At 39.1% G+C, this 20703-nt stretch carries 18 protein-coding genes; 2 read left to right on the top strand and 16 right to left on the bottom strand.

Annotation, left to right across the window (positions count from 1 at the left end; translation table 11 throughout):
- Positions 1-659 precede the first annotated feature (659 nt).
- The gene (locus MHH70_RS18145) at positions 660-1745 is read right to left on the bottom strand and encodes a bifunctional 3-deoxy-7-phosphoheptulonate synthase/chorismate mutase (RefSeq protein ID WP_066161919.1); all 1086 of its coding nucleotides are present in this window, start codon (positions 1743-1745) and stop codon (positions 660-662) included.
- A gap of 176 nt (positions 1746-1921) precedes the next feature.
- Between MHH70_RS18145 and MHH70_RS18140 the strand changes: the two genes are divergently transcribed.
- A complete protein-coding gene (locus MHH70_RS18140) occupies positions 1922-4063 on the top strand; it encodes a cell division FtsA domain-containing protein (RefSeq protein ID WP_342472160.1) in 2142 nt (713 codons plus the stop codon).
- 740 nt (positions 4064-4803) lie between these two features.
- On the opposite strand, the gene MHH70_RS18135 is transcribed toward MHH70_RS18140, so the two are convergent.
- From MHH70_RS18135 to MHH70_RS18095, 9 genes are all read right to left on the bottom strand, one after another.
- Positions 4804-5268, bottom strand: coding sequence for a YtxH domain-containing protein (locus tag MHH70_RS18135; RefSeq protein WP_201261909.1), 465 nt, complete (start codon positions 5266-5268; stop codon positions 4804-4806).
- A gap of 18 nt (positions 5269-5286) precedes the next feature.
- The gene (locus MHH70_RS18130) at positions 5287-5760 is read right to left on the bottom strand and encodes a DUF948 domain-containing protein (RefSeq protein WP_066161907.1); all 474 of its coding nucleotides are present in this window, start codon (positions 5758-5760) and stop codon (positions 5287-5289) included.
- Between the two features lie 78 nt (positions 5761-5838).
- Positions 5839-7143: a UDP-N-acetylmuramate--L-alanine ligase gene (gene murC / locus MHH70_RS18125; RefSeq protein WP_342472159.1), complete on the bottom strand. Its 1305-nt coding sequence runs from the start codon at positions 7141-7143 to the stop codon at positions 5839-5841.
- Between the two features lie 626 nt (positions 7144-7769).
- Complete coding sequence (locus MHH70_RS18120; protein ID WP_342472158.1) at positions 7770-10403, bottom strand: DNA translocase FtsK; 2634 nt, start codon at positions 10401-10403, stop codon at positions 7770-7772.
- A gap of 316 nt (positions 10404-10719) precedes the next feature.
- The gene (gene ytpR / locus MHH70_RS18115; RefSeq protein WP_342472157.1) at positions 10720-11334 is read right to left on the bottom strand and encodes a YtpR family tRNA-binding protein; all 615 of its coding nucleotides are present in this window, start codon (positions 11332-11334) and stop codon (positions 10720-10722) included.
- A complete protein-coding gene (locus MHH70_RS18110) occupies positions 11331-12146 on the bottom strand; it encodes a DUF1444 domain-containing protein (protein ID WP_107943004.1) in 816 nt (271 codons plus the stop codon). Before MHH70_RS18110 ends, ytpR begins: the two co-directional genes overlap by 4 nt.
- A gap of 318 nt (positions 12147-12464) precedes the next feature.
- A complete protein-coding gene (locus tag MHH70_RS18105) occupies positions 12465-12983 on the bottom strand; it encodes a hypothetical protein (RefSeq protein ID WP_066161892.1) in 519 nt (172 codons plus the stop codon).
- Positions 12984-13053: 70 nt separating this feature from the next.
- Positions 13054-13572 carry a DUF84 family protein gene (locus MHH70_RS18100; protein WP_066161889.1) on the bottom strand — a complete coding sequence of 173 codons (519 nt, stop codon included), beginning with the start codon at positions 13570-13572 and terminating at the stop codon, positions 13054-13056.
- Positions 13573-13716: 144 nt separating this feature from the next.
- Positions 13717-14796, bottom strand: a complete 1080-nt coding sequence (locus MHH70_RS18095) for a M42 family metallopeptidase (RefSeq protein WP_342472156.1) — start codon at positions 14794-14796, stop codon at positions 13717-13719.
- Positions 14797-14926: 130 nt separating this feature from the next.
- On the opposite strand from MHH70_RS18095, the gene MHH70_RS18090 reads away from it, so the two are divergent.
- Positions 14927-15241, top strand: coding sequence for a peptidase M4 (locus MHH70_RS18090; RefSeq protein ID WP_066161883.1), 315 nt, complete (start codon positions 14927-14929; stop codon positions 15239-15241).
- A 72-nt stretch (positions 15242-15313) separates the two neighbouring features.
- Here MHH70_RS18090 and MHH70_RS18085 read toward each other — a convergent pair whose 3' ends face one another.
- The 6 genes from MHH70_RS18085 to dat form a co-directional block, all read right to left on the bottom strand.
- Entirely contained in the window at positions 15314-15463 is a 150-nt protein-coding gene (locus MHH70_RS18085; RefSeq protein WP_342472155.1) for a hypothetical protein, read from the bottom strand.
- A gap of 128 nt (positions 15464-15591) precedes the next feature.
- Complete coding sequence (locus tag MHH70_RS18080) at positions 15592-16458, bottom strand: MBL fold metallo-hydrolase (RefSeq protein ID WP_066161876.1); 867 nt, start codon at positions 16456-16458, stop codon at positions 15592-15594.
- 192 nt (positions 16459-16650) lie between these two features.
- Positions 16651-17307 (bottom strand): tRNA (guanosine(46)-N7)-methyltransferase TrmB, encoded by a 657-nt coding sequence (gene trmB, locus MHH70_RS18075; protein WP_342472154.1) that lies wholly within the window; start codon positions 17305-17307, stop codon positions 16651-16653.
- 118 nt (positions 17308-17425) lie between these two features.
- Complete coding sequence (locus MHH70_RS18070; RefSeq protein WP_342472153.1) at positions 17426-18346, bottom strand: diacylglycerol kinase family protein; 921 nt, start codon at positions 18344-18346, stop codon at positions 17426-17428.
- Entirely contained in the window at positions 18346-19329 is a 984-nt protein-coding gene (locus MHH70_RS18065; protein WP_342472152.1) for a nuclease-related domain-containing protein, read from the bottom strand. The genes MHH70_RS18070 and MHH70_RS18065 overlap by 1 nt, the downstream gene beginning before the upstream one ends.
- A gap of 456 nt (positions 19330-19785) precedes the next feature.
- A complete protein-coding gene (gene dat, locus MHH70_RS18060; RefSeq protein WP_342473231.1) occupies positions 19786-20637 on the bottom strand; it encodes a D-amino-acid transaminase in 852 nt (283 codons plus the stop codon).
- Positions 20638-20703: the final 66 nt, after the last annotated feature.

Here is a 20703-nt window from a genome sequence, read left to right as displayed (position 1 = left end):
TTTCCCATTAACAAGATAAACAAGTAAAAATACATTTTAGTTTTATAAAAAATGCTTTTGTCTTTCTGAATATCCCTTAATCAATGATGCCTCGGCTAACTTTAGTCCAAATTTTTTCGGGCTGTTTGGTGGACGTTAACCTAAAGCCTTCACGTCCTATGACCGTGGTTAATTGATTTGCATCACGCAGGGCTTCCTTCAAAATCTGTGACATTCGCCGCAAGTTTAGCTGACACGATGTCGTTATCGTAGGACGCGATGTTCTTAGACGGAGTTCCTCTTTATCAGCACCCACTGAAATGAGCCTAAAAAGCATTCATTTCACTAGCTGTAGAGGTGGGAAACCTCTGTATCTATAGCTGTCGCCCTGCTATCTGTACAAAAAACCTTGCTGCCTCGTTTTCATACAAAATAAAATTGGCTGCTGCGGTTACTCGTCGCAAAAAACATCGCTGAAAGATGTTAAAACTCACTTTATACCATCATATATACTTTCATTTCCAATTTCAATAAAAAATGAAGTTAGACAAAAAAATGCCTTAAAAAGCTGTAGGACATCTTTTTCAATGACTATTATCTCATTGAAAAATGTAAAAGGCATCTGAAAAGTGGCATGTTCGCCTCCTTTTCAGACACCTCCTTTTCGACAACTTTAAAGTTTAAGCTTTTACTTCATATTGCTTCATGAACTTTAGCACTTCGTCGTAGAATGCATCGAATGTTGGAATATCCATTTGCTGCTGCTGGTCTGATAAAGCAATTGATGGGTCTGGATGAACTTCAGCCATTACGCCATCTGCACCAATTGCAATCGCCGCTTTTGCACATGGTAATAATAAATCGCGACGTCCTGTTGAGTGCGTTACATCAACCATTACTGGTAAATGCGTTTCCTGCTTTAAAATTGGCACTGCAGAAATATCTAATGTATTACGTGTCGCCTTTTCGTATGTACGAATACCACGCTCACATAAAATAATATTTTCATTGCCCTTTGACATAATGTACTCAGCTGCGTGAATGAATTCATCAATAGTTGCTGCTAAGCCACGTTTTAACAATACTGGCTTATTGATTGCCCCTGCTGCCTTTAATAATTCAAAGTTTTGCATATTACGTGCACCTATTTGTACAACATCTACATAATCAAGTGCTACTTCTAAATCAGCAGGTGTTACAATTTCTGTAATAACAGCTAAACCGTATTCCTCAGATACTTGCTTTAAAATTTTTAAACCTTCTAAACCAAGCCCTTGGAAATCGTATGGAGAAGTACGTGGCTTGTACGCGCCACCTCGAATTAATTTTAAACCTTTATCACGAATAGATGCGGCAACTTGCGCCACTTGCTCATATGATTCAACTGCACATGGACCAAAGACGAAAGATGGTGCACCTGCTCCTAATAATTCTCCATTAATATTAATAACTGTATCTTCAGATTTCTCTTTACGCGATACAAGTAATTCTTTTTTCTTCTCTGCCTCTAACTGCTTTAATGCTGTTTTAAAAATTTGTTTAAAAATATAATCAACCGTCATTTGATTTAACGGACCATTGTTATGCTCCTTAATTAAATCCAGCATATGGCGTTCTCGAAGGGGATCGTAACGATGCACACCCTGCTTCTCTTTAATCTTACCTATCTCATTAACAATCTCTGCTCGCTCATTAATTAAGCGCAAAATCTCTAAGTTTAAGCTGTCGATTTGACCGCGTAAACCTTCTAAATCGTGTTGACTCATTACTTATTTCTCCTTCCTGAGTACACATACTCTTTCAGAACGCTGAAATGTATGATACATTTTTAATTAATAATATCATTATAGACAACTTGTTTATAAATGTCACGCATTTTTAATTTAGCGCTTCAACTCGCTAAAGCTATCTCTAGTAAGGACACGAAAGGAAGCGATTACAAATGACTTCAAAGTTATTTGCTTTAGATATCGGTACACGCTCTGTAGTTGGCATTATTTTGGAAGAGCGAGATCAGCATTTTCACGTTGCTGATATGGTTATTAAAGAACATAAAGAGCGGGCAATGGTAGATGGCCAAATACATAATGTACTCTACGTAGCAGATTTGATAACTGAAATTAAACAGGTGTTAGAAGAAAAGCATGGTCCTTTAACAAAAGTAAGCGTTGCAGCAGCAGGTCGTGCCTTAAAAACAGAGCAGGCAAGCATTACGATTAATATAAAAAACCGTCCTATTTTTACGGAGGAAGACATTAATCGCTTAGAGCTTCAAGCTGTACAACAGGCGCAGCAACAATTGCTACAACATAAAGAAGATGCGAAGGCTAGCCACTATTATTGTGTTGGTTATTCGGTATTATATTACAAATTAGATGATGAAGAAATTGGCAGCCTATTAGACCAACAAGGCGACATGGCAACAATAGAAGTTATTGCAACGTTTTTACCTCGCGTTGTTGTAGAGTCGCTGTTAGCAGCATTAAAGCGTGCAGATTTAGAAATGGAGGCCCTGACGTTAGAGCCGATTGCAGCAATTAACGTACTTATTCCTTCTACGATGCGCCGTTTAAATGTTGCACTTGTCGATATAGGTGCTGGTACTTCGGATATCGCCATTACTGATAAAGGGACAATTATTGCTTATGGCATGGTGCCAACAGCTGGCGATGAGATTACCGAGGCATTAAGCGACCATTATTTATTAGATTTCCCAGTTGCAGAGGCTGCAAAGCGCCAGCTACATACAGCAGATAGTGATATACTTATTCAGGATATTTTAGGCTTTGACCAATATTTGCCTCACGAAGAAGTAATACAAGCGATTTATCCATCTATTACATCGTTAGCAAATGCGATTGGAACAGAGATTTTACGCTTGAACAACCAAGTGGCCCCAAAAGCAGTAATGCTCGTCGGAGGTGGTAGCCTGACACCAAAATTAACAGTCGAGCTTGGCAAAGTGCTAGAATTACCAGAAAATCGCGTTGCGGTTCGCGGCATAGACGCTATTCAAAATTTAACGAAAGAACCATCTATTCCGGTAACACCAGAGCTTGTAACACCAATAGGCATCGCAATTGCGGCAAAGAAAACACCGATTCAATACATGACGGTAACAGTGAATGAGCAAATTGTACGCTTATTTGAACTGAAAGAGATGACGATAGCCGATGCGTTTTTAGCGGCAAATATTCGAGCAAAGCAGCTTTATGGTAAGCCTGGTCATGCCCTATCCATAACGGTGAATAATCAAGCAATTTTCATTGCCGGAGAGCATGGTCAGCCTGCCCAAATTTTATTAAATGGTACGCCAGCCTCTACAAAATCTTCCATCAAAAATGGCGATACAATCACGCTTATTGAAGGACAAGATGGGCAAGCTGCAACTGCCCTTGTACAAGATATTGTAGATACTGCACTTTCAAAAAATATATCAATTAATAACATTCCTTATACTGTAAAGCCTAAAGTTTATATAAATACGAAGATTGCGACATTTGACCAAGCTTTACAAGATCGAGATATTGTAGATATTTCAATAATAGAAACGGCAGAGGATGTTTTAAAGCAGACAAATAATGTAGATTTACTGGAGCAATTGCGCTCCTATGTCGTTCATATCGATGGACAGCCCCTCTATTTACCAATGTTTTCATCCGAATTATTAATTAACGGAAAACCAAGTAAAACCCATTATCCTGTAAATGATGGTGACCGACTTGCATTTACACAAAATGCTTTGCCTACTGTGCAAACATTGGCAAATCATTTAGATTTATTATTAGAGGATCGAATGCTAGTGACATTTCAGGGAGAACGCATTGAGCTCGTAAAAATCGTACGCGAAATGACGGTGAACGGTGCTGTACTCTCTCCACAGGCTACTGTACCAAATGGTGCGACGATTAAAGTGAATGCCCTTGAGCACAGCCCATGGATTTTTCAAGATGTATTCCGCTTTTCAAACTGGCAACTTCCTGCACAAGCGAAAGGTGGCTTTACCATTTTAAGAAATGGTATCCCTTCTTCCTTCGATGCAGAAATTTTCGGTGGCGATATATTGGAAATTAAATTTACTTAAAAAAAGAGTTATCCGAAAAGTCTATTTTGTTTTGACACCGCATTGAAATCAATGTTTTCATCACTTCCCTTTTACTGAAGGATAACGCTGCTAAAGCCAATGTTCATCCCATTTTTAAAAGAAGCATTCTGCTTATCCCGTATTAACAAATTTGTTTGCGACGAGTAATGGCAGGAGCAGGCTGTACTTTTGCGACGAGTAACCGCAGGAGCACAGACCCCCACTTCAAAACAGCAGATAAAAACAAGATGTTTAAGTGGGGGATCAAACAGCCTGTAAAAACTAAGAATGAGGCCAACACGATGTTGGTCACACAAGCGTTTTCGCAGGATGCGAAGATTCTAGCTTGTGTTCCTCTATCACCAATCAGTGGGAGTCTGCGAAGCCCCCACTGATTGAAGGTTCACTTTATATGAATCAACATTTTGCGAAACATCATCGCTACTGTCCAAAATAACGGCTATGCACGGCTTTTTGGACAGCCTCTTCGCTTTTGGCACATAAAAGATTTACTGCTGTGATTGTCGCTATTCTCGTCGCAAAGAGGCTGGGACAAAAAGAAAAAATGTTAGACCGCAAACTAGTTGGTCTAACATTTTTTTGATTTAAGACGGAATATTTAACTCCATAAAGCTGAAAAATTGTTATCTATTTTCGTCATTTTTCGAAATAATAAAGTTACGTCCCAGCCTCTTTTTAGAGGCTAGAAACACCGCATTACGCTTCCACTAAAAGCGCCCTTAAATTGATGATGGACGAGCGATTTCAGACATATTTTCAATCGGGTCTTCCTGTGTAGCTGGTTCCACTACTGCATTTATTAATTCTTCAAGTGGCTCTTCGCCTTCAGAAGACACTGTACCATCATCAAAGACATTTGGTGCTTTTGCTGTTTTTGCCTTTACTTTATCTACTAAATTTGTCGATTGCTCTTTTAATTGGCTCGATAGCTGAACTGTTTTTTCCTTCGCTGTAGAGGAAAGCTCTACACCTCGGTCACGTAATGTTACAGCCTGTGTCGCGACAGCTCCACGTAAATCACGACCAGATTTTGGAGCTAATAATAAGCCAGCGGCCGCACCGACAATGCCTCCTACCAATGCGCCGATAATAAAGTCTTTCATATTTACTGTTTCCTCACCGTAAATGTCTTCGTTTCTAGTCGTATATACTTGTGGTAAGTTCGTCATTTTTTGTTCTGTCATTGTATATCAATCCTTTCATTATTTTTTAGGCTTGGCATTTACACCATCTACAGTATAAACTGTCACATCATCTGGATTAATCGCTTTACGCTGGCGCCATTTATCAGCAATCCCCATCGCAACATTACTCCACTGAACAACTTGGGCTATTTTTTCTTCATTTTTTGTTACTTCAGAAGAAATGGAATTTGTAATACGCTGTACAGATTCATTTAAACCATTTACTGAATCCCCTACACCTTTCACAGCATTGACAACAGTATTCAGCTTTTCTGCTTTTTCCGTAATATCATCAGCAAGCGAATTTGTTTTTGTTAACAGCGATGTCGTTTCACGTGTGATTCCTTCCATCTGCCCTTCAATACCTGCTACTGTTCCTGCGATATTGTTTAATGTTGTTTTCACTGAAAATAATGTCATACCGATGCTTACACATAAAAATAAAAAACCGATTGCCGCGACTAATGCAGCGATATAAAGTACGACTACCATGAAAATGACCTCCTATAGCTAGTTATATTTCTGATTCGACAAACATTTCAAAAATCCTGCCTATTATATGGGATAAAATTATACTTTTTGTAACAATTGCTCAAATGCTGTTTGATATTTATTAACATCCCCAGCTCCCATAAAGAGCAATACGGCTCCCTCATGCTCTTTAAGTTGTTCGATTGTATCTAGTTCTAGCACTTTGCTTCCTTCAACTAGCTGCACTAAAGCATCAATTGTTAGAGCGCCTAATTGCTCACGCGCTGAACCAAAAATATCACATAAATATACTGCATCTGCATCGTCTAAACTATCCGCAAATTGTTGTAAAAATGTTTGAGTGCGCGTAAATGTATGCGGTTGAAATACCGCAACAATTTGTCTTTCAGGATATTTTTGTCTTGCTGCCTGCAATGTTGCCGCAATTTCAGTTGGATGATGTGCATAATCATCTACAAGTACTGTATTCCCGATAATCGTTTCTGTAAAACGTCTTTTTACACCTGCATATGTGTCCAAACGCTCCTGAATAACATCTGTCGGTATGCCTTCATAGTGACAAAGAGAAATAACAGCCAATGCATTTAATATTGCATGGTCACCAAATTGTGGAATAAAGAATGTTGCATAAAATTCATTGCGCACATACACTTCGAATTCTGTGCCTTCTGTTGTCTTAACAACGTTGCGCGCTGCAAAGTCGTTTTCAGCATCAAAGCCATAATAAACAACAGGTACTTGTGCCTGAATGCGCTGCAATTGCTCATCATCTCCACAAGCAATAATTGCTTTCTTCACTTGCATCGCTAACGATTGAAAGGCATCGAACACATCGTCAACACTCGCAAAATAATCTGGATGGTCAAAGTCTATATTTGTCATTACTGCATAATCTGGATTATACGCTAAAAAATGGCGTCGATATTCACATGCCTCCATAACGAAATACTTTGCATTTTCCATTCCTGCCCCTGTTCCGTCTCCTATTAGGTAAGACGTTGGCATATAGCCGCCAATAACATGGCTCATTAGGCCCGTTGTAGATGTTTTTCCATGTGAGCCTGTAATAGCAATAGATGTATAATGATTGCTATAATCCCCTAAAAATTTATGATAACGAACAACTTCTACACCTAGCTCACGTGCGCGTATAAGCTCAGGATGGTCATCAGGAAATGCATTTCCTGCAATAACTGTCATTCCTTGCTCAATATTATTTGCATCAAATGGTAAAATGATAATTCCTCTATCGCGTAATGGTTTTTCAGTAAAGTAATATGTTTCTACATCCGAACCTTGAACTTGTTCACCAGAATCAAAAAGAATTTGAGCTAATGGACTCATACCAGAGCCTTTAATACCTGTAAAATGATAACGTGTCATGTTGAAACCTCCTAGGATACAGCGATCCTGTTTAAAATTGCAAAAATTTATATGTTCAAGTAGGGTGAAGATTGAAGCTCAATCAATAACAGACCTATCCATGCGCATAGCATCTATATAATCGGCGTTATATCGGTAGAAAAACAATGAACTCCTCTTCTCTCCTTCACCTAAAACTTTGTATTCGCATCCTGCTGCTACCCGCAGCAAATAATGTCTATAGCTGTCACTACAAAGTAATTATTATCTGTTATAGTGAAAAATACTAATTTATTATAGCATTAAATATGTAGAACAATAAATGAACGACTATTCTAATTTTTCCTACATTTATAGCAGCTAGAGCTGTTCAACGTCCTTCAGCAAAGTTTTCACTCATCCCGCGTAGTTTGTTGATAGAAGAACACAAGCTAAAGACTTTACATTCTATGAAAACGCTTGTGTAATCAACATCAAGTTTGCCAAATTCGATTTTTACAGGCTGTTGACCGCACTTAAACTTTTAGTTTTAATATGGCAATCCTACAGCCTGTTAATACGGAAAAAGCTTCATTCAACTAACTTTTTTGAACAATCTTCTGCTAAATTGTAGTAAATTATCAGAATTGTTTCGGTGCCTGGCACTTTTATAAGTTTTCTAAATCAGATTCTGTGATGAAAGATTCTCGTGGCTTACTTCCTCTCTGCTCTGACACAAAACCATGCTTCTCTAACATTTCTATCAGCCTTGCTGCTCGATTATAGCCGATATGATATTTGCGTTGGATTGACGATGTAGAAACAGCTCCCTGCTCATAAACAAAGCGACATACTTCTTCAAAAAGTTCATCCTGTGCCTCAATTGTTTCAACTTTCTTTAATAGCTCCTCTTGCTCAAAAATATAATCAGGCTGTCCTTGGCTACGCACGTAACGAATTACTTCCTCAATCTCGTCATCCGTTACAAATGTCCCTTGAATACGCTGTGGTGCTGACATGCCATTTCCTAAATACAGCATATCTCCACGCCCAAGCAAACGTTCTGCTCCTTGTATATCAAGAATCGTACGTGAGTCAATTTGTGATGATACCGCAAATGCAATACGCGTTGGAATATTGGCCTTAATTAAGCCTGTAATGACATCTACAGAAGGACGCTGTGTCGCTACAATTAAGTGAATACCACATGCGCGGGCCTTCTGAGCAATACGGCAAATGGCATCCTCTACATCTGTAGGTGCCATCATCATTAAATCGGCTAATTCATCAATCACAATTAATAAATATGGAAGCTTTTGTGCGTATTGTCCATTTGCCTCTGCTATCGCATTGAAACGTGTTATATCACGTACTTCTGCATGCATAAATAGCTGATAGCGACGCTCCATTTCCTCAACTGCCCATTTTAAAGCTGCCGCTGCTGCCTTCACATCTGTAATAACAGGGCTAACTAAATGAGGAATATGATTAAATGGTGCTAGCTCCACCATTTTTGGGTCGATTAGCATAAGCTTTAATTCATTTGGATCTGCTTTATATAATAGACTAACCAAAATTGAGTTAATACAAACAGATTTTCCAGAGCCAGTAGCACCTGCAATTAAGCCATGTGGCATTTTTCGCAAATCTAATGTAACTGGCTTACCAGTTAAATCTAAACCAAGTGCCGCCTCCATTGGCGATTCTGATTCTTTAAAGGCTACGCTATTCGTTACCTCCGATAAACGGACAGCACGGGAAATTAAATTCGGTATTTCAATACCAATCGTGCGCTTTCCGGGAATTGGAGCTTGAATTCGAATATCCTTCGCCGCTAACGCTAGCTTTAAGTCATCAGCTAAGTTGCGAATTTTACTTACCTTCGTGCCTTGCCCAATCGTAATTTCAAATTGTGTTACAGCCGGTCCTTGCATAATTGATTCGACTTGCGCAGTCACTTGATGATAAGAAAGTGCCTCTACTAATGCCTCCGCTTGTTGCTCCATCCAATCATAATCTTCCGTTTTTTGCTCAGCAGGCGCTAAAAATGTGGTAGAAGGTTTTTCATATTGCGACTTTGGCTGAGCAGCAGTAACTGTTTTCTCTTGCAGCATCGGCGTTTCCTTTACTGCTGCAGTAGCTTTAGCAGGCGACTGCTCCTCCGTTTGATTTTTTACTTCATGCGCGGTTTCAACAGCCTTTACTTGTTGTTGTAATGGCATTTCAATTGGCTGCTTTTCTTGAACTAGAGTAGCTGCAACTTGCTGTTCATGCTCTTCTTTCACCATTTTCATTTCTTGCTGTTGTAGATGTTGCTTAACAAATTCCTTTGCAAGTTGCTTTTGCTTATCAGACTTTAACATTAAAACATTAAATGGCAAACGGCTGCCACCTGTTTCAATAGCACCTTCCTCTGATGGCGGCGCTTGCTCCACATGCAATTGACCGATATGGATTGTTGAGTTTTCAATTTTTAAATTTTCCACCTTCAATTCACTTAGCAAATCAAACTCATCCTGCTCATCCATAATAGGCGGTTGCTCTATATCCTTATAATCAGATGTATTCAAATCTACTGGCTGTGGTGCTTGACCATCCTCTAATATTTCAATCGTTGATAAAGATGGGACCTCAAATGTTGCTGTTAACTCTTGTGCTTGTGGGATTTCTTCGATGAACGGCGCTTCGGTGAATTGTGGCGCTGGCGCCGATTGCTCCTCTGGCACAATCGGTTTTGCAAGTTCTTCATCTTTCTTCGGCAACAATTGTTCAATCGGCTTAGGCTTACCAAAACCGTAAACGGGCGATGGTACATCAGTTGGTATAAAGCGTTTACGATTTTGTAAAGGACTAACCGTTGTTTGCTTTGGCTCATTTTTCTCACGAGATTTTGTAGGCGTTAAAAAATCTTTTTCTTCTCTCAAAGAATTATTACGCCGTCCCTGCGGCTGACTACGAAAAACATTGACCTGCCCTTTGTTTTTTTGTCTGCGCGCTAATAGTTCGCGAATACCTGATACCTCTACATCATAAATCTCCTGCTGTTCCTCTCGTAAATGCCTTGGCAACTCAAATGTTGACTGGTCTATTTCTATATTGTCCATTTGACGTTGCTGCATCGCTTGAGGCGCTGGTTTTTTTTCGATTAACTCCTCATCTGCAATAAGGGGGAAACGGAAGGTTGTCTTTTTCATTTGCGGCTGTTGCGTAAACTGCTCGTTTTGCTCAACCTCTTGCTCGTACTCATCATATTGCTCATCTGTATATAAAATTTTATTTATTTGCTTTTTAAACCAATTCATATGCTCACTCTTTTCTTTAAAAAAACTCATTATTTTAGAAAATAGAATACTAAAAGCATACCATATTTTAAGCCATTGAGGCAGAGTTTACGCAGTGCAAATAGGGAAATATTAAGAGAAAGGGAGGTTTATCGACTTGTTGAAAGATGATTCACAATTAGATGAAAGAAAAAACACGTTTTACCTTGTTCTTTTTAATTTTAAAATGTGTGTTTTTAAGCCTTTGTTGAATAATTCATTTTGAGGTGAGATTAGCCTTAGGCAAAAATAGAGGCTGTTTGAAAAGAGAATACCTTTTCAAACAGCCTCTAAAATTTTAGCGCGTTGGAATTTCAAACGCTGAACCTACTTCAACATCTTCCGCTAATACTAAAATTCCTTTTTCAGAAGGCGCATTTGGAATTTCTAGCTCACGTGCTGAGCATAGCATACCAAATGAATCTACCCCGCGTAAATTTCCTTCTTTAATGAGTAAACCTGAAGGCATAACTGCACCAATTTTTGCGACAACTACTTTTTGTCCCGCTTCTACATTCGGTGCACCACAAACGATTTGCAGTGTTTCATCGCCTACATTTACTTTACAAACACTTAATTTATCAGCATTTGGATGCTTCTCCTTCGTTTCTACATAACCGATAACGAATTTCGGTGAAAAATCCACATCTAATGATAATGTGACATTATTTGCTGTTAATGCTGCTTCGATTTTTTCCACAAGCTCTGGCGTTAGCTCTACAATGCCTCTTGCTGTCAGCTCGATATATTTGCTGGCATTAAATAAGTTGAATGCCTTTACTTCCCCTGTTGCTTCTTCTTTTAATAAAGCTACATCGCCTTGTCTGTCCACTACTGTTGTAATAATTTTCTCTGTTGCTAGTTGTACTAAAAGCACATCACCAACATGCTCTTTGTTATATGCTACATTCATTTTTTCTCTTGCTCCTTTTTTACTTTGTTTTTTGCGAGAATAAAAATTGGCTCTAAATTGCCCTCATCATAAATAAACGATAAAGATGTGATAGGTACCGCTCCTACGGAAAAGAAGTGCATCGTCATCTGCGCCAATACATCATACCCTACTTCATTGCGAATATCACCTATTATTAGCACATCCTGATGCGGCACAGATACGGTCATATCGCCTTCAATTTGCGCGGCCATCTCCTTTAAAAACTGGTCATTTAAAATACGACTTGCATCATAACCATCGTTATGATTGACAAAATAAAATATACTGCCTGCTACCTCATCTTTTTTCGTTGCGGTCGGCAATTTTTTCACTGAAAAGCGTGCAATCTCTCGCACTTGCTCCGCTGTAACGCCAAGCTTTTCTAGCATTGCTTCATCAATTAAACGATACGTTGTTCCTAAATCAAGTGCATAAAAAATTCGCGTTTCCGCCGTATGTTCTGTCGTTATGAATGAGTGCCCGTCCTTGGACTTTTTCGGAAATGAGCCTGAACGAATAATTGGGTAAACCGCAGACAATTGCTCAAAACCTACCTCCTGCTCCTGTAGCATTGCTGCAAATGTTTGCTCAATTGTATAGACAACCTCATCGATTGCCGCCTGTTTCTTCGTCGTATACTTCGCTAATATTTCAGACAACGAAATATCCATCCCACGCTGCAATACTTTATGCTGTAAACGCACTTTATCTGTCTCTTTATCATAAGACCAATCAAAAAGCTCTTCACCAAGCTGTTTTTTTAATGTTTCCACAAGTTCTGGAGATTTCACATTTGTCCCTCCTTTTAAATAAAGTGAACCTTCCCTCAGTGTTTTTTCATCCTCCACTGATTGGTCGTTTCATCAATCAGTTTTTTCTAGGTTGTTTGTTCCACACTCCAATATTTCTTTACATATTATTTTGAAGCCTAGGGGATTTATAGCCTGTTAATACGGGATAAACCGATATTATTATAACAAAAAAGAGCGCCCTGCTGTAGCATTTGGACGCTTTATCAAAACCATCCCAGCAGATTTTTAGCAAGCTTGGCTTCAAAACCTGTGGCATTTACTTAGGCTTATTTTAATTCTCAATCAAAATAAATATCGTTATTTTGTAATTTGTACAGAACGAACAATTTGCATCATTGTATGTAGCTTTTCTTCGATTTTGCGATCTTCAGAAAGCGTCGTCATTTTAATACCGCCACTACTCACGATTAACTCATACTGTTTGTCATCAAGCTGAACAACTGCTGAAAAACCAAATTCATTCGTTGTTTCAATTTCTTGTGATTTCACAATATTTTTCGTTTCATCGGCAATGAGATTGTCATAATGCAACTTGCTGTCTTCTTGTTCATTCGTATTGACAAATAATATATAAGAATCTTTATCTTTAGTTAAAATGTAGTTCATTTCATTTGCACCTTGCTCTACCGTATAGGATTTAGGTACAAACAATTCGATTGAACCAATTGTTGTGTTAGGTGCTTCAGCACTTTCCTGAAAAATTGTTTCAGCGCTTGCCACCCCAACTTCAATTTGCTCCTGCACTGACTTGCCACAGCCTGTTAGCGTAAATGCAAGCGTCGTAATTGCAAGGCCATGAAGCCATTTGCGATTCATACAAATTCCCTCACTTTCTATTACAGCATATATTGTAATTTATTTTGAGGTAAATGTGCAAATACATTGCTTATTTCCTATCCAAATACATTATTTGACCGACCAACAATGTTACGATATGCTCAAACATTTGTTGGCGATTTATTAAATTATTCGTAAAAATACCAATTGCGCCTTCATTGTGACGGGTATTTTCCTTCTTTGCAAAAGCATCCATTACTGGTCCGAGCTCTTTCCCTGCTCGTACCTCGCTTGCTACTGACCTAGGTAAAACAAATTGTGCCCCTGCACTACTAATAACAGTTCCATCCTTCAATGCAACTGCTCCCCAATTGCAGCAGTACAGCTCTTCACCTACTGGCTGCACACCGCCTTCTAAGCCAAAACCCCAATCTGCCTCTGTTTGTTGCAAAGTATTTTTTGCGCGGTTAATCGCCCCTTGTCGTGTTTCTTCAGCAGACAAAGGCTGTGCTGCTACGCCTGATTCTACATTTAGATGAACAAAATTTGCCTGCGGAAAATAAGTGTGAATCACCTTTTCTACCGCATTCGTTTTTGCTTTATTTTGTGTGCCAATTGCTACTAACAACGCCATCATCTCCTATTTGTTTTCTTTATTAAGGAAATACTTCTTGTACGAAAAAAATTCAGTTTTTACGTTTACTGCGGTTTACATGAGTAGGGCTAAAATATGTAAAGCTATCGGGAAGTAGATTTCCCGATAGCTCGTTTATTAAACATTAGCTTTAATTGTTTCTAGTGTAGTGTTGTCGACTGATTTAACAAGCTTCACTAATAGTTCTTTCGCTGCCGCATAATCATCGACATGGATAATTGATGAAGATGTATGAATGTAGCGAGAGCATATGCCAATAACTGCTGATGGTACACCGTTTAATTGTGTGTGAACTTTACCAGCATCTGTGCCACCACCCGGTGATACGAAATATTGGTATGGAATCTTGTTTGATTCAGCTGTATCTAATACAAATTCACGCATGCCACGGTGCGTAATCATTGTACGATCGAAAATACGTACTAGCGCACCTTGCCCTAATTGACCAAATTGCGATTTATCACCGGATGTATCGTTAGCAGGTGATGCATCTAAAGCAAAAAACAGGTCTGGTTGAATCATATTGGCAGAAACGCCAGCGCCGCGCAAGCCTACCTCCTCCATTACATTCGCACCTGAATATAAATGATTTGTTAGCTGCTCATCTTTTAATTCTTTTAATAATTCAATTGCTAAACCGCAACCATAACGATTATCCCAAGCTTTCGCCATAATTTTTTTCGGATTAGCCATCGGTGTGAATGGGCATACAGGGATAATAGATTGTCCCGGACGAACGCCCATTGACTCTGCACCTTCCTTAGAATCAGCACCAATATCAATCAGCATGTTTTTCATATCCATCGGCTTTGCACGCTCCGCATCTGTTAATAAATGCGGTGGTACAGAAGCGATAACCCCCGGAATTTCACGGTCTTTTGTATAAAGTGTTACACGTTGTGCTAGCATTACTTGATTCCACCAGCCACCTAGTGTTTGGAAGCGAATGAGTCCATTATCAGTAATCGATGTGACCATAAATGCGACCTCATCCATATGTCCTGCCACTAAAATTTTTGGTGCATCCGCTTGTGTAGATTTACGAACACCAAAAATTCCACCTAAATTGTCTTGAATAACCTCATCCGCATATTTTTCAAGCTCGCTGCGCATAAAATTACGTACTGCACGCTCATTTCCGGGTGCTCCCGGAAGCTCTGTTAATGTTTTGAAAAGCTGCATTGTTTCTTGATTCACTTATGATACACTCCCCTTGTTAATTTACGCATCTATTATAACATAAAGTAAAAGTATTTCGCCCTTCGAATTTTCTATTTTTTACACGCTCTTTTATATGTGATAAAGTTAGAGCAAGGAGGGAATAAAGATGAAATTGAGAGATTTTGTTTTAGGGGTAGCGACGGGATTAGCAGCAGCAATTATTATTAAAGAGGTAAGTGAACGCGTCGATCCTTACTTATCAGCAGATACAGTATTACAGCAAATTAAGGCTGAATTTAAAAAAGAAGCACCTATTGATGGCTCATGGGTGTTTATGAAAGTAGAAGAGTTTAACAACGGATTTACAACTGCTCCTGTTTATCGCGGTGGCATTTCACGCATGATGGACGGCGAAATGGAATCATTTGAATTCGCAGCAGACGCCCGCTCAGGTGCGGTTTTAGAGCTGACGAAGCTATAAATATAAAAGTCGCATGAAACCAAATCATAAGTGCTGATTTCATGCGATTTTTTTCTTTTATAATAAATCATTTTATTCATACAATCTTTTTACATAATCCCCTGTTTCTGCATTTACTATATAGACAGATGTATCTGTGTATATATAATACATACCTTCTTGCCCTTTTGGAAAATCACCTTTATTATATCGGATTGTCTCCCCAGTCGTCCGCTCAATCATTTCACGAGCTTCAACTATATGTATAATTAGGTAATCCACTCACTATATTAATAAACAAACATTTTATAATAACGGCAAACAACAGCGCCCAAAATGCCGGCTACTGCACGGCATTTTGGGCGCCTCTGTTATTTAAACTGAATCACTGCCTCATTACTGCGCTTTAAGCTGTCAACAACTTCCTTGCCTGTTGCGTCCCATTGAAGCATACGGTAATAGGCATCGTGATAGAAAATGAATTTATAACCATTTTCCAATGCTTCCTTCATCAGCTTTTCCTTGGCAAACACGCTCGTCATAGGGTAGTCATCATATGCAAGCACCCATAGTGGATTTTGATGTGCGTGTGTTGGCATAATGTCTGCCATATGTAGGAGCACATCGCCATTTTGCTCTAGGCGAATAATGGCATGACCATCACTATGGCCACCTGTGTGCACCATTTTTAAGCCCGGTGCTACTTCTAGCTCCCCTTCGAACGTTTTCACTAAATGTTGAATAGGCTCCCAGTTTTCCTTCCAATAGGTGTTGCGCGAACGAATATTCGGATTACGCATCTCATCCCATTCGATTTGCGTCGTGTAAATCGTTGCATTTGGGAATACCGGAACAAGCTGCTCACCCTCCCAGCGTGTTAAGCCACCCGCATGGTCGAAATGTAAATGCGTCATTAAAATAACGTCAATATCCTCTGGCTTCATGCCGAGCTCAGCTAAGCTTGTTTCCAATGTTGACTGCTCGGAAACACCAAAGTTGCGCAGCTGCTTTTCCGTTAATTTGCCTGCACCTACACCCGAATCAATTAAATAATTTTTACCTTCGTATTGAATTAAAATTGGCTCACATGCAAGCTCAATTTGATTTAGCTCATTAACAGGATATTTGCGCGACCAGAGCGCTCTTGGTACGACACCGAACATTGCTCCTCCATCTAAAGCTGTTACCCCACCATTTAACCAAAATAGTTTCATATTATGAAATACATATTGATCCATCATTTCTCCCCCTAATTCAAAAATTAAAATAGCTGTAATCAACGGGTGTATGCCTAATACAAGGCATTTCACCTTACAAAACAAGCTAATATTTATATAAGCAACACATTATTAACTGTTTAGAACGAGGATATCGCTACTCCGCACCAACCGCAGTGAAGATTATCGTTTATAAGTTATATTTTCAATAAATCATGCTTCAATTTGCTTGCGAAATTGACACTCTAAACGATAAATAGGCTGCCCCTTTGCCGAAAACTTTTCCTCGTACTCTGTCATCACATTATCCTCTGGCATATTTGCATGCAAATCGAGAGATACGTAGTTTAATGCCATACCGTAAGCATTCATGCTCACTAAGGAGTACTCGAATAAGCCACGATTATCTGTTTTAAAATGAATTTCCCCTCGTTCAATTAAAACATTTTCGTAAATTGCTAAAAAACTTTCATGTGTTAAACGGCGCTTCGCATGGCGTGCTTTTGGCCATGGGTCTGAAAAGTTCAAATAAACACGATTAACATCGCCTTTGGCAAAATAGTCTTGTAATTTCGCACCATTTACTTTTAATAGACGTAAATTAGCAGGCTTGTCGGCTTCAACAATGCGCTCAAGTGCACTAACAATCACGCTATCATATAGCTCGATTCCGATATAATTAATATCTGGATTTTGTAACGCCATACCTAGCATGAACTGTCCTTTGCCCGTTCCGACTTCGATATGAATCGGATGGTCATTGCCAAATACACTTGACCAATCGCCCTTATGCTGCTCTGGATTTGGCAAAATGACATCTGGATGTGCATGAATAAATTCTTCTGCCCACGGTTTGTTTCTTAATCTCACTTACTTTTCCTCATTTCTTTATTACATCTTTTCTATGCTACAAAATTCCTAGCCTATGTTTTAATACAGCAATCCGAAAAATTGTCGCGGACTGAAGATTCACTTTATTATAACTGATTCACTTATTTTTTGTCGCATACCAGCTTAATGGCTCAATGTGAAACTGCATTTGCTTGTTTGGCTCAGTTAATATTTCCCCATCCGCATGACAAGGCAGCTCCGCCTTATGTGTGAATTGAATTTTTTGCCCTGTAAGCTGTATTACTTCCTGTAAACGAATATGCGTACCCGAAAAAATCGTAACAAACAAAAATAATAATTTTATTGCCGATATATTATGTACAACAATTACCTCAAGCATTTGATCATCGGTTTCCGATGCTGGTGAGAGCTTCATACCCCCACCGAAGTAGGGCTGATTGCATACTGTCGCAAACCAAACATTGTGAATATGATGTCGTTCTCCATCTATAAGTATTTCTAATTCAAACGGTTTAAAAATAAATAATTCTTTAATTAAAAAGTAGATATAGCTTAATTTACCGAGCCCGATTTTGCCGAGCTGCCTTTTCAAAGTTGAGTCATTGGCAACTTTGGCAACCGCCGCATCAAAGCCAATGCCACAATTATTCATAAAGGCGTGCTCCTTTTGCAATTTGACAACACCACAGTCGTGCCGCCTTCTTGCAGGCTGCTGTACAAAGTCTATCAACTGCTCAACCGTTTGGAATGTGGGATAAGTTCTAGCATAATCATTGCCAGAGCCTCCCGCCATTACGCCAATCGTTATCCATTCACAATGAAGCACACCGTTTATGACCTCGTGAATTGTCCCATCTCCTCCAATAATAACAATACAAGTCGGTCGTTGCTGTTTTTTTGTCTGCTGTGCAATTTCTTGTGCAATTTTAAAGCCATGCCCTCTATAGTCTGTTGTATGTAGTATGTAAGGAATATTTAAAGCAGGTTGCCAACTTCGCCAACGCTTAAGCCCTCTGCCACTACCTGCATAGGCATTCAAAATAATATGGAGCTGCATTATTCGTCATCCTTTTTTTGCTCGCTCCATATATCTCGATGAAACGATGTAGTTTGACCAATCGCTAATATCGACTGTGCAGCTCGAATTTGCATATGCTTCATCGGTGAAACCGTCCGCTTTATTTGTTGAAGCCACCCTGCATATTTACGCTTATCAATAAACTGCACACCATAAACAGCGCCTGGATAATCAAAATAGCCATTGCGCGAAAGCAGCACTTTACGTATCGGCATGTCTACGCCTGCTTGCTCAAAAAGTTGCTTAACCAATGTTTCCATGCGATTTAATCGAATAAAAGGATTAAGTGTTTTTTTATCTTGCTTCCCTACCTTTTTAACCCAAAAACGTTCGCTACCGCCAACATAAACAGCTTGATTTTCTTCCTCCACTACCGTAATACAAACACATTCAACAGGCGTAATCACAATGACCTCTAACTCGATTGGCGCTTTTTTCACACGTAAAATTGGGTAATAAAACACGAAATAGTTATCTGGTAAGTCTTGTAATAATGTGCGTAGTAACGTGTCACGCATATACTTAGGGTCAACATATGATTTTTCACGCAATGTCGAGCTAGCCCACTTCATTTGAAAGTGGAAAAATTGGTCCATAAACATGCGCTTTAATTCCTCTAATGTTTGTGGATTATAAACGATGTTTGGTTCAAAAAACAGCGTTGTTTCCTCGTCTAAAAATTCGTCATCCGCTACTACTTCGTCAGTCGCAGGCTCCTCTATGATTTGCTTTTTTTGAGAGAAAAATTTCTTTAAAAATGCGAACCTCGATTTCTCATTTTCAACGACATCCTCAGTCGTATCAACATGCTCCCACTGCTGGTTTAATTCACCGCCTGTTTCCCATTGGTGTTTGATGCGCTCCCATTGTACTTTTTTCAAGCGAACAAACTGTGTAGGGTAGCGCGTTAAATCTATTTCATAACGAGATATATAATCTTGTATTTTTACTAATTGAGCCATCGCAAAACACTCTCCATCTACTTGCTTTCGTAGTATCTATTGTACATGAATCGCCAGCAAAAAAATATAAGTTTGTCTAAAAGCTGGCGAGCACACCGCTATATTGAAATATTATCCCATGAGTGTTGATTAGCCTTTCTTTTACATAGAATACTTAACAATTCGTTAATTTCCATTGCGGGGGCGGCTTGTCGCCGAAATGAAAGTTTACTTTGCGATGAGTAGTCGTAGGAGCATCCTGCTCTTCACGCCAATCAACAAGTAAATCCTTTATTAACAGTGCGCTCCACACCTTAAACATATCATTTGCGTTAAATATATCCTATTGTGGATATGCTGTTAACCCTATGCTCGCTACTCTATCTAATAAGATAAGGAATATTGCTTTTGATTATTATAAGGTAATAAAAAAACGTCTGAAAAGCAATGCCTTAGCACGCTTTTCAGACGTTCTATTTAGATTGAAACTGGTGCTGGAATTTTTGTCTCAAACTGCGCTTGCAATTTGCGTGTCCATGCACCTACTTGACCACCATTAATTTGCTGACCATCAATATCGATAATTGGTGTCACCTCTGAAGTTGTCGAGGCAATAAAAACCTCATCCATCGCTAGAAGCTGTTGCTTTGTCATCGCTTGCTCCTGCACAGGTAAGCCAATTTCCTGCGCACATTGTAAAACAACATGACGTGTAATTCCTTTTAAAATGAAGTTATTCGCTGGATGTGTGTGTAATACACCATCCTTCACACCGAAAACATTTGTTGATGAGCCCTCTGTCACCGTTTCAGCTCGGTGTAAAATAGCCTCATAGCAGCCTTTTTCAAATGCTTCTTGCTTTGCTAATACCGCCCCTAATAAATTCAATGATTTAATATCGCAGCGTAGCCAGCGAATATCCTCTACAAAGGTTGCCTTCACACCGTTTTCTAAGTTAGTGAATGGACGTGATGTTTCCACTGCTGTTCCTGTTAAGACAGGCACTACGTCAGCACTTGGGAAAATATGATTACGCGCGGAAGCGCCACGTGTAATTTGAAAATAAATATGACCGTTATTAATCTCATTTGCCTCTACTAGCTCATGCAATAACTGGTGCAATTTATGCTTCGTATAAGGAATCGTCAAACGAATTTCTTCAGCGCTTACATAAAAGCGATCAATATGCTCTTGCGCCGTGAACAATTGCCCATTATACACTTTAATTACCTCATAAATTCCGTCCCCAAACTGATAACCACGGTCCTCTTTATGAATAACAACTTCCTCATCTGTAACGATGCGATCATTTAATAAACTATACCCCATCATATATACCTCTTCTCCACTTTATTCCATATTAACAATTAGTAAATCTTCTATCCACACGCTGAC

The sequence above is a fragment of the Metasolibacillus sp. FSL H7-0170 genome, assembly GCF_038593115.1.
Classification (GTDB): Bacteria; Bacillota; Bacilli; order Bacillales_A; family Planococcaceae; genus Metasolibacillus; species Metasolibacillus fluoroglycofenilyticus.
The sequence above is the reverse complement of the archived record's forward strand: the minus strand, read 5'-3'. Positions and strand labels throughout refer to the sequence as shown.

What these genes read in the sequence shown, in the direction of transcription:
- ytpR (WP_342472157.1), bottom strand. Translation starts at nt 11,334, where the DNA reads ATGAATGTAGCATATAACAAAGAGCATGTTGGTGATGTGCTTTTAGTA.
- dat (WP_342473231.1), bottom strand. Translation starts at nt 20,637, where the DNA reads ATGGGGTATAGTTTATTAAATGATCGCATCGTTACAGATGAGGAAGTT.
- murC (WP_342472159.1), bottom strand. Translation starts at nt 7,143, where the DNA reads ATGACACGTTATCATTTTACAGGTATTAAAGGCTCTGGTATGAGTCCA.
- MHH70_RS18140 (WP_342472160.1), top strand. Translation starts at nt 1,922, where the DNA reads ATGACTTCAAAGTTATTTGCTTTAGATATCGGTACACGCTCTGTAGTT.
- MHH70_RS18120 (WP_342472158.1), bottom strand. Translation starts at nt 10,403, where the DNA reads ATGAATTGGTTTAAAAAGCAAATAAATAAAATTTTATATACAGATGAG.
- MHH70_RS18085 (WP_342472155.1), bottom strand. Translation starts at nt 15,463, where the DNA reads ATGATTGAGCGGACGACTGGGGAGACAATCCGATATAATAAAGGTGAT.
- MHH70_RS18105 (WP_066161892.1), bottom strand. Translation starts at nt 12,983, where the DNA reads ATGAATCGCAAATGGCTTCATGGCCTTGCAATTACGACGCTTGCATTT.
- MHH70_RS18145 (WP_066161919.1), bottom strand. Translation starts at nt 1,745, where the DNA reads ATGAGTCAACACGATTTAGAAGGTTTACGCGGTCAAATCGACAGCTTA.
- MHH70_RS18090 (WP_066161883.1), top strand. Translation starts at nt 14,927, where the DNA reads ATGAAATTGAGAGATTTTGTTTTAGGGGTAGCGACGGGATTAGCAGCA.
- MHH70_RS18065 (WP_342472152.1), bottom strand. Translation starts at nt 19,329, where the DNA reads ATGGCTCAATTAGTAAAAATACAAGATTATATATCTCGTTATGAAATA.
- MHH70_RS18135 (WP_201261909.1), bottom strand. Translation starts at nt 5,268, where the DNA reads ATGACAGAACAAAAAATGACGAACTTACCACAAGTATATACGACTAGA.
- MHH70_RS18070 (WP_342472153.1), bottom strand. Translation starts at nt 18,346, where the DNA reads ATGCAGCTCCATATTATTTTGAATGCCTATGCAGGTAGTGGCAGAGGG.
- MHH70_RS18080 (WP_066161876.1), bottom strand. Translation starts at nt 16,458, where the DNA reads ATGGATCAATATGTATTTCATAATATGAAACTATTTTGGTTAAATGGT.
- MHH70_RS18130 (WP_066161907.1), bottom strand. Translation starts at nt 5,760, where the DNA reads ATGGTAGTCGTACTTTATATCGCTGCATTAGTCGCGGCAATCGGTTTT.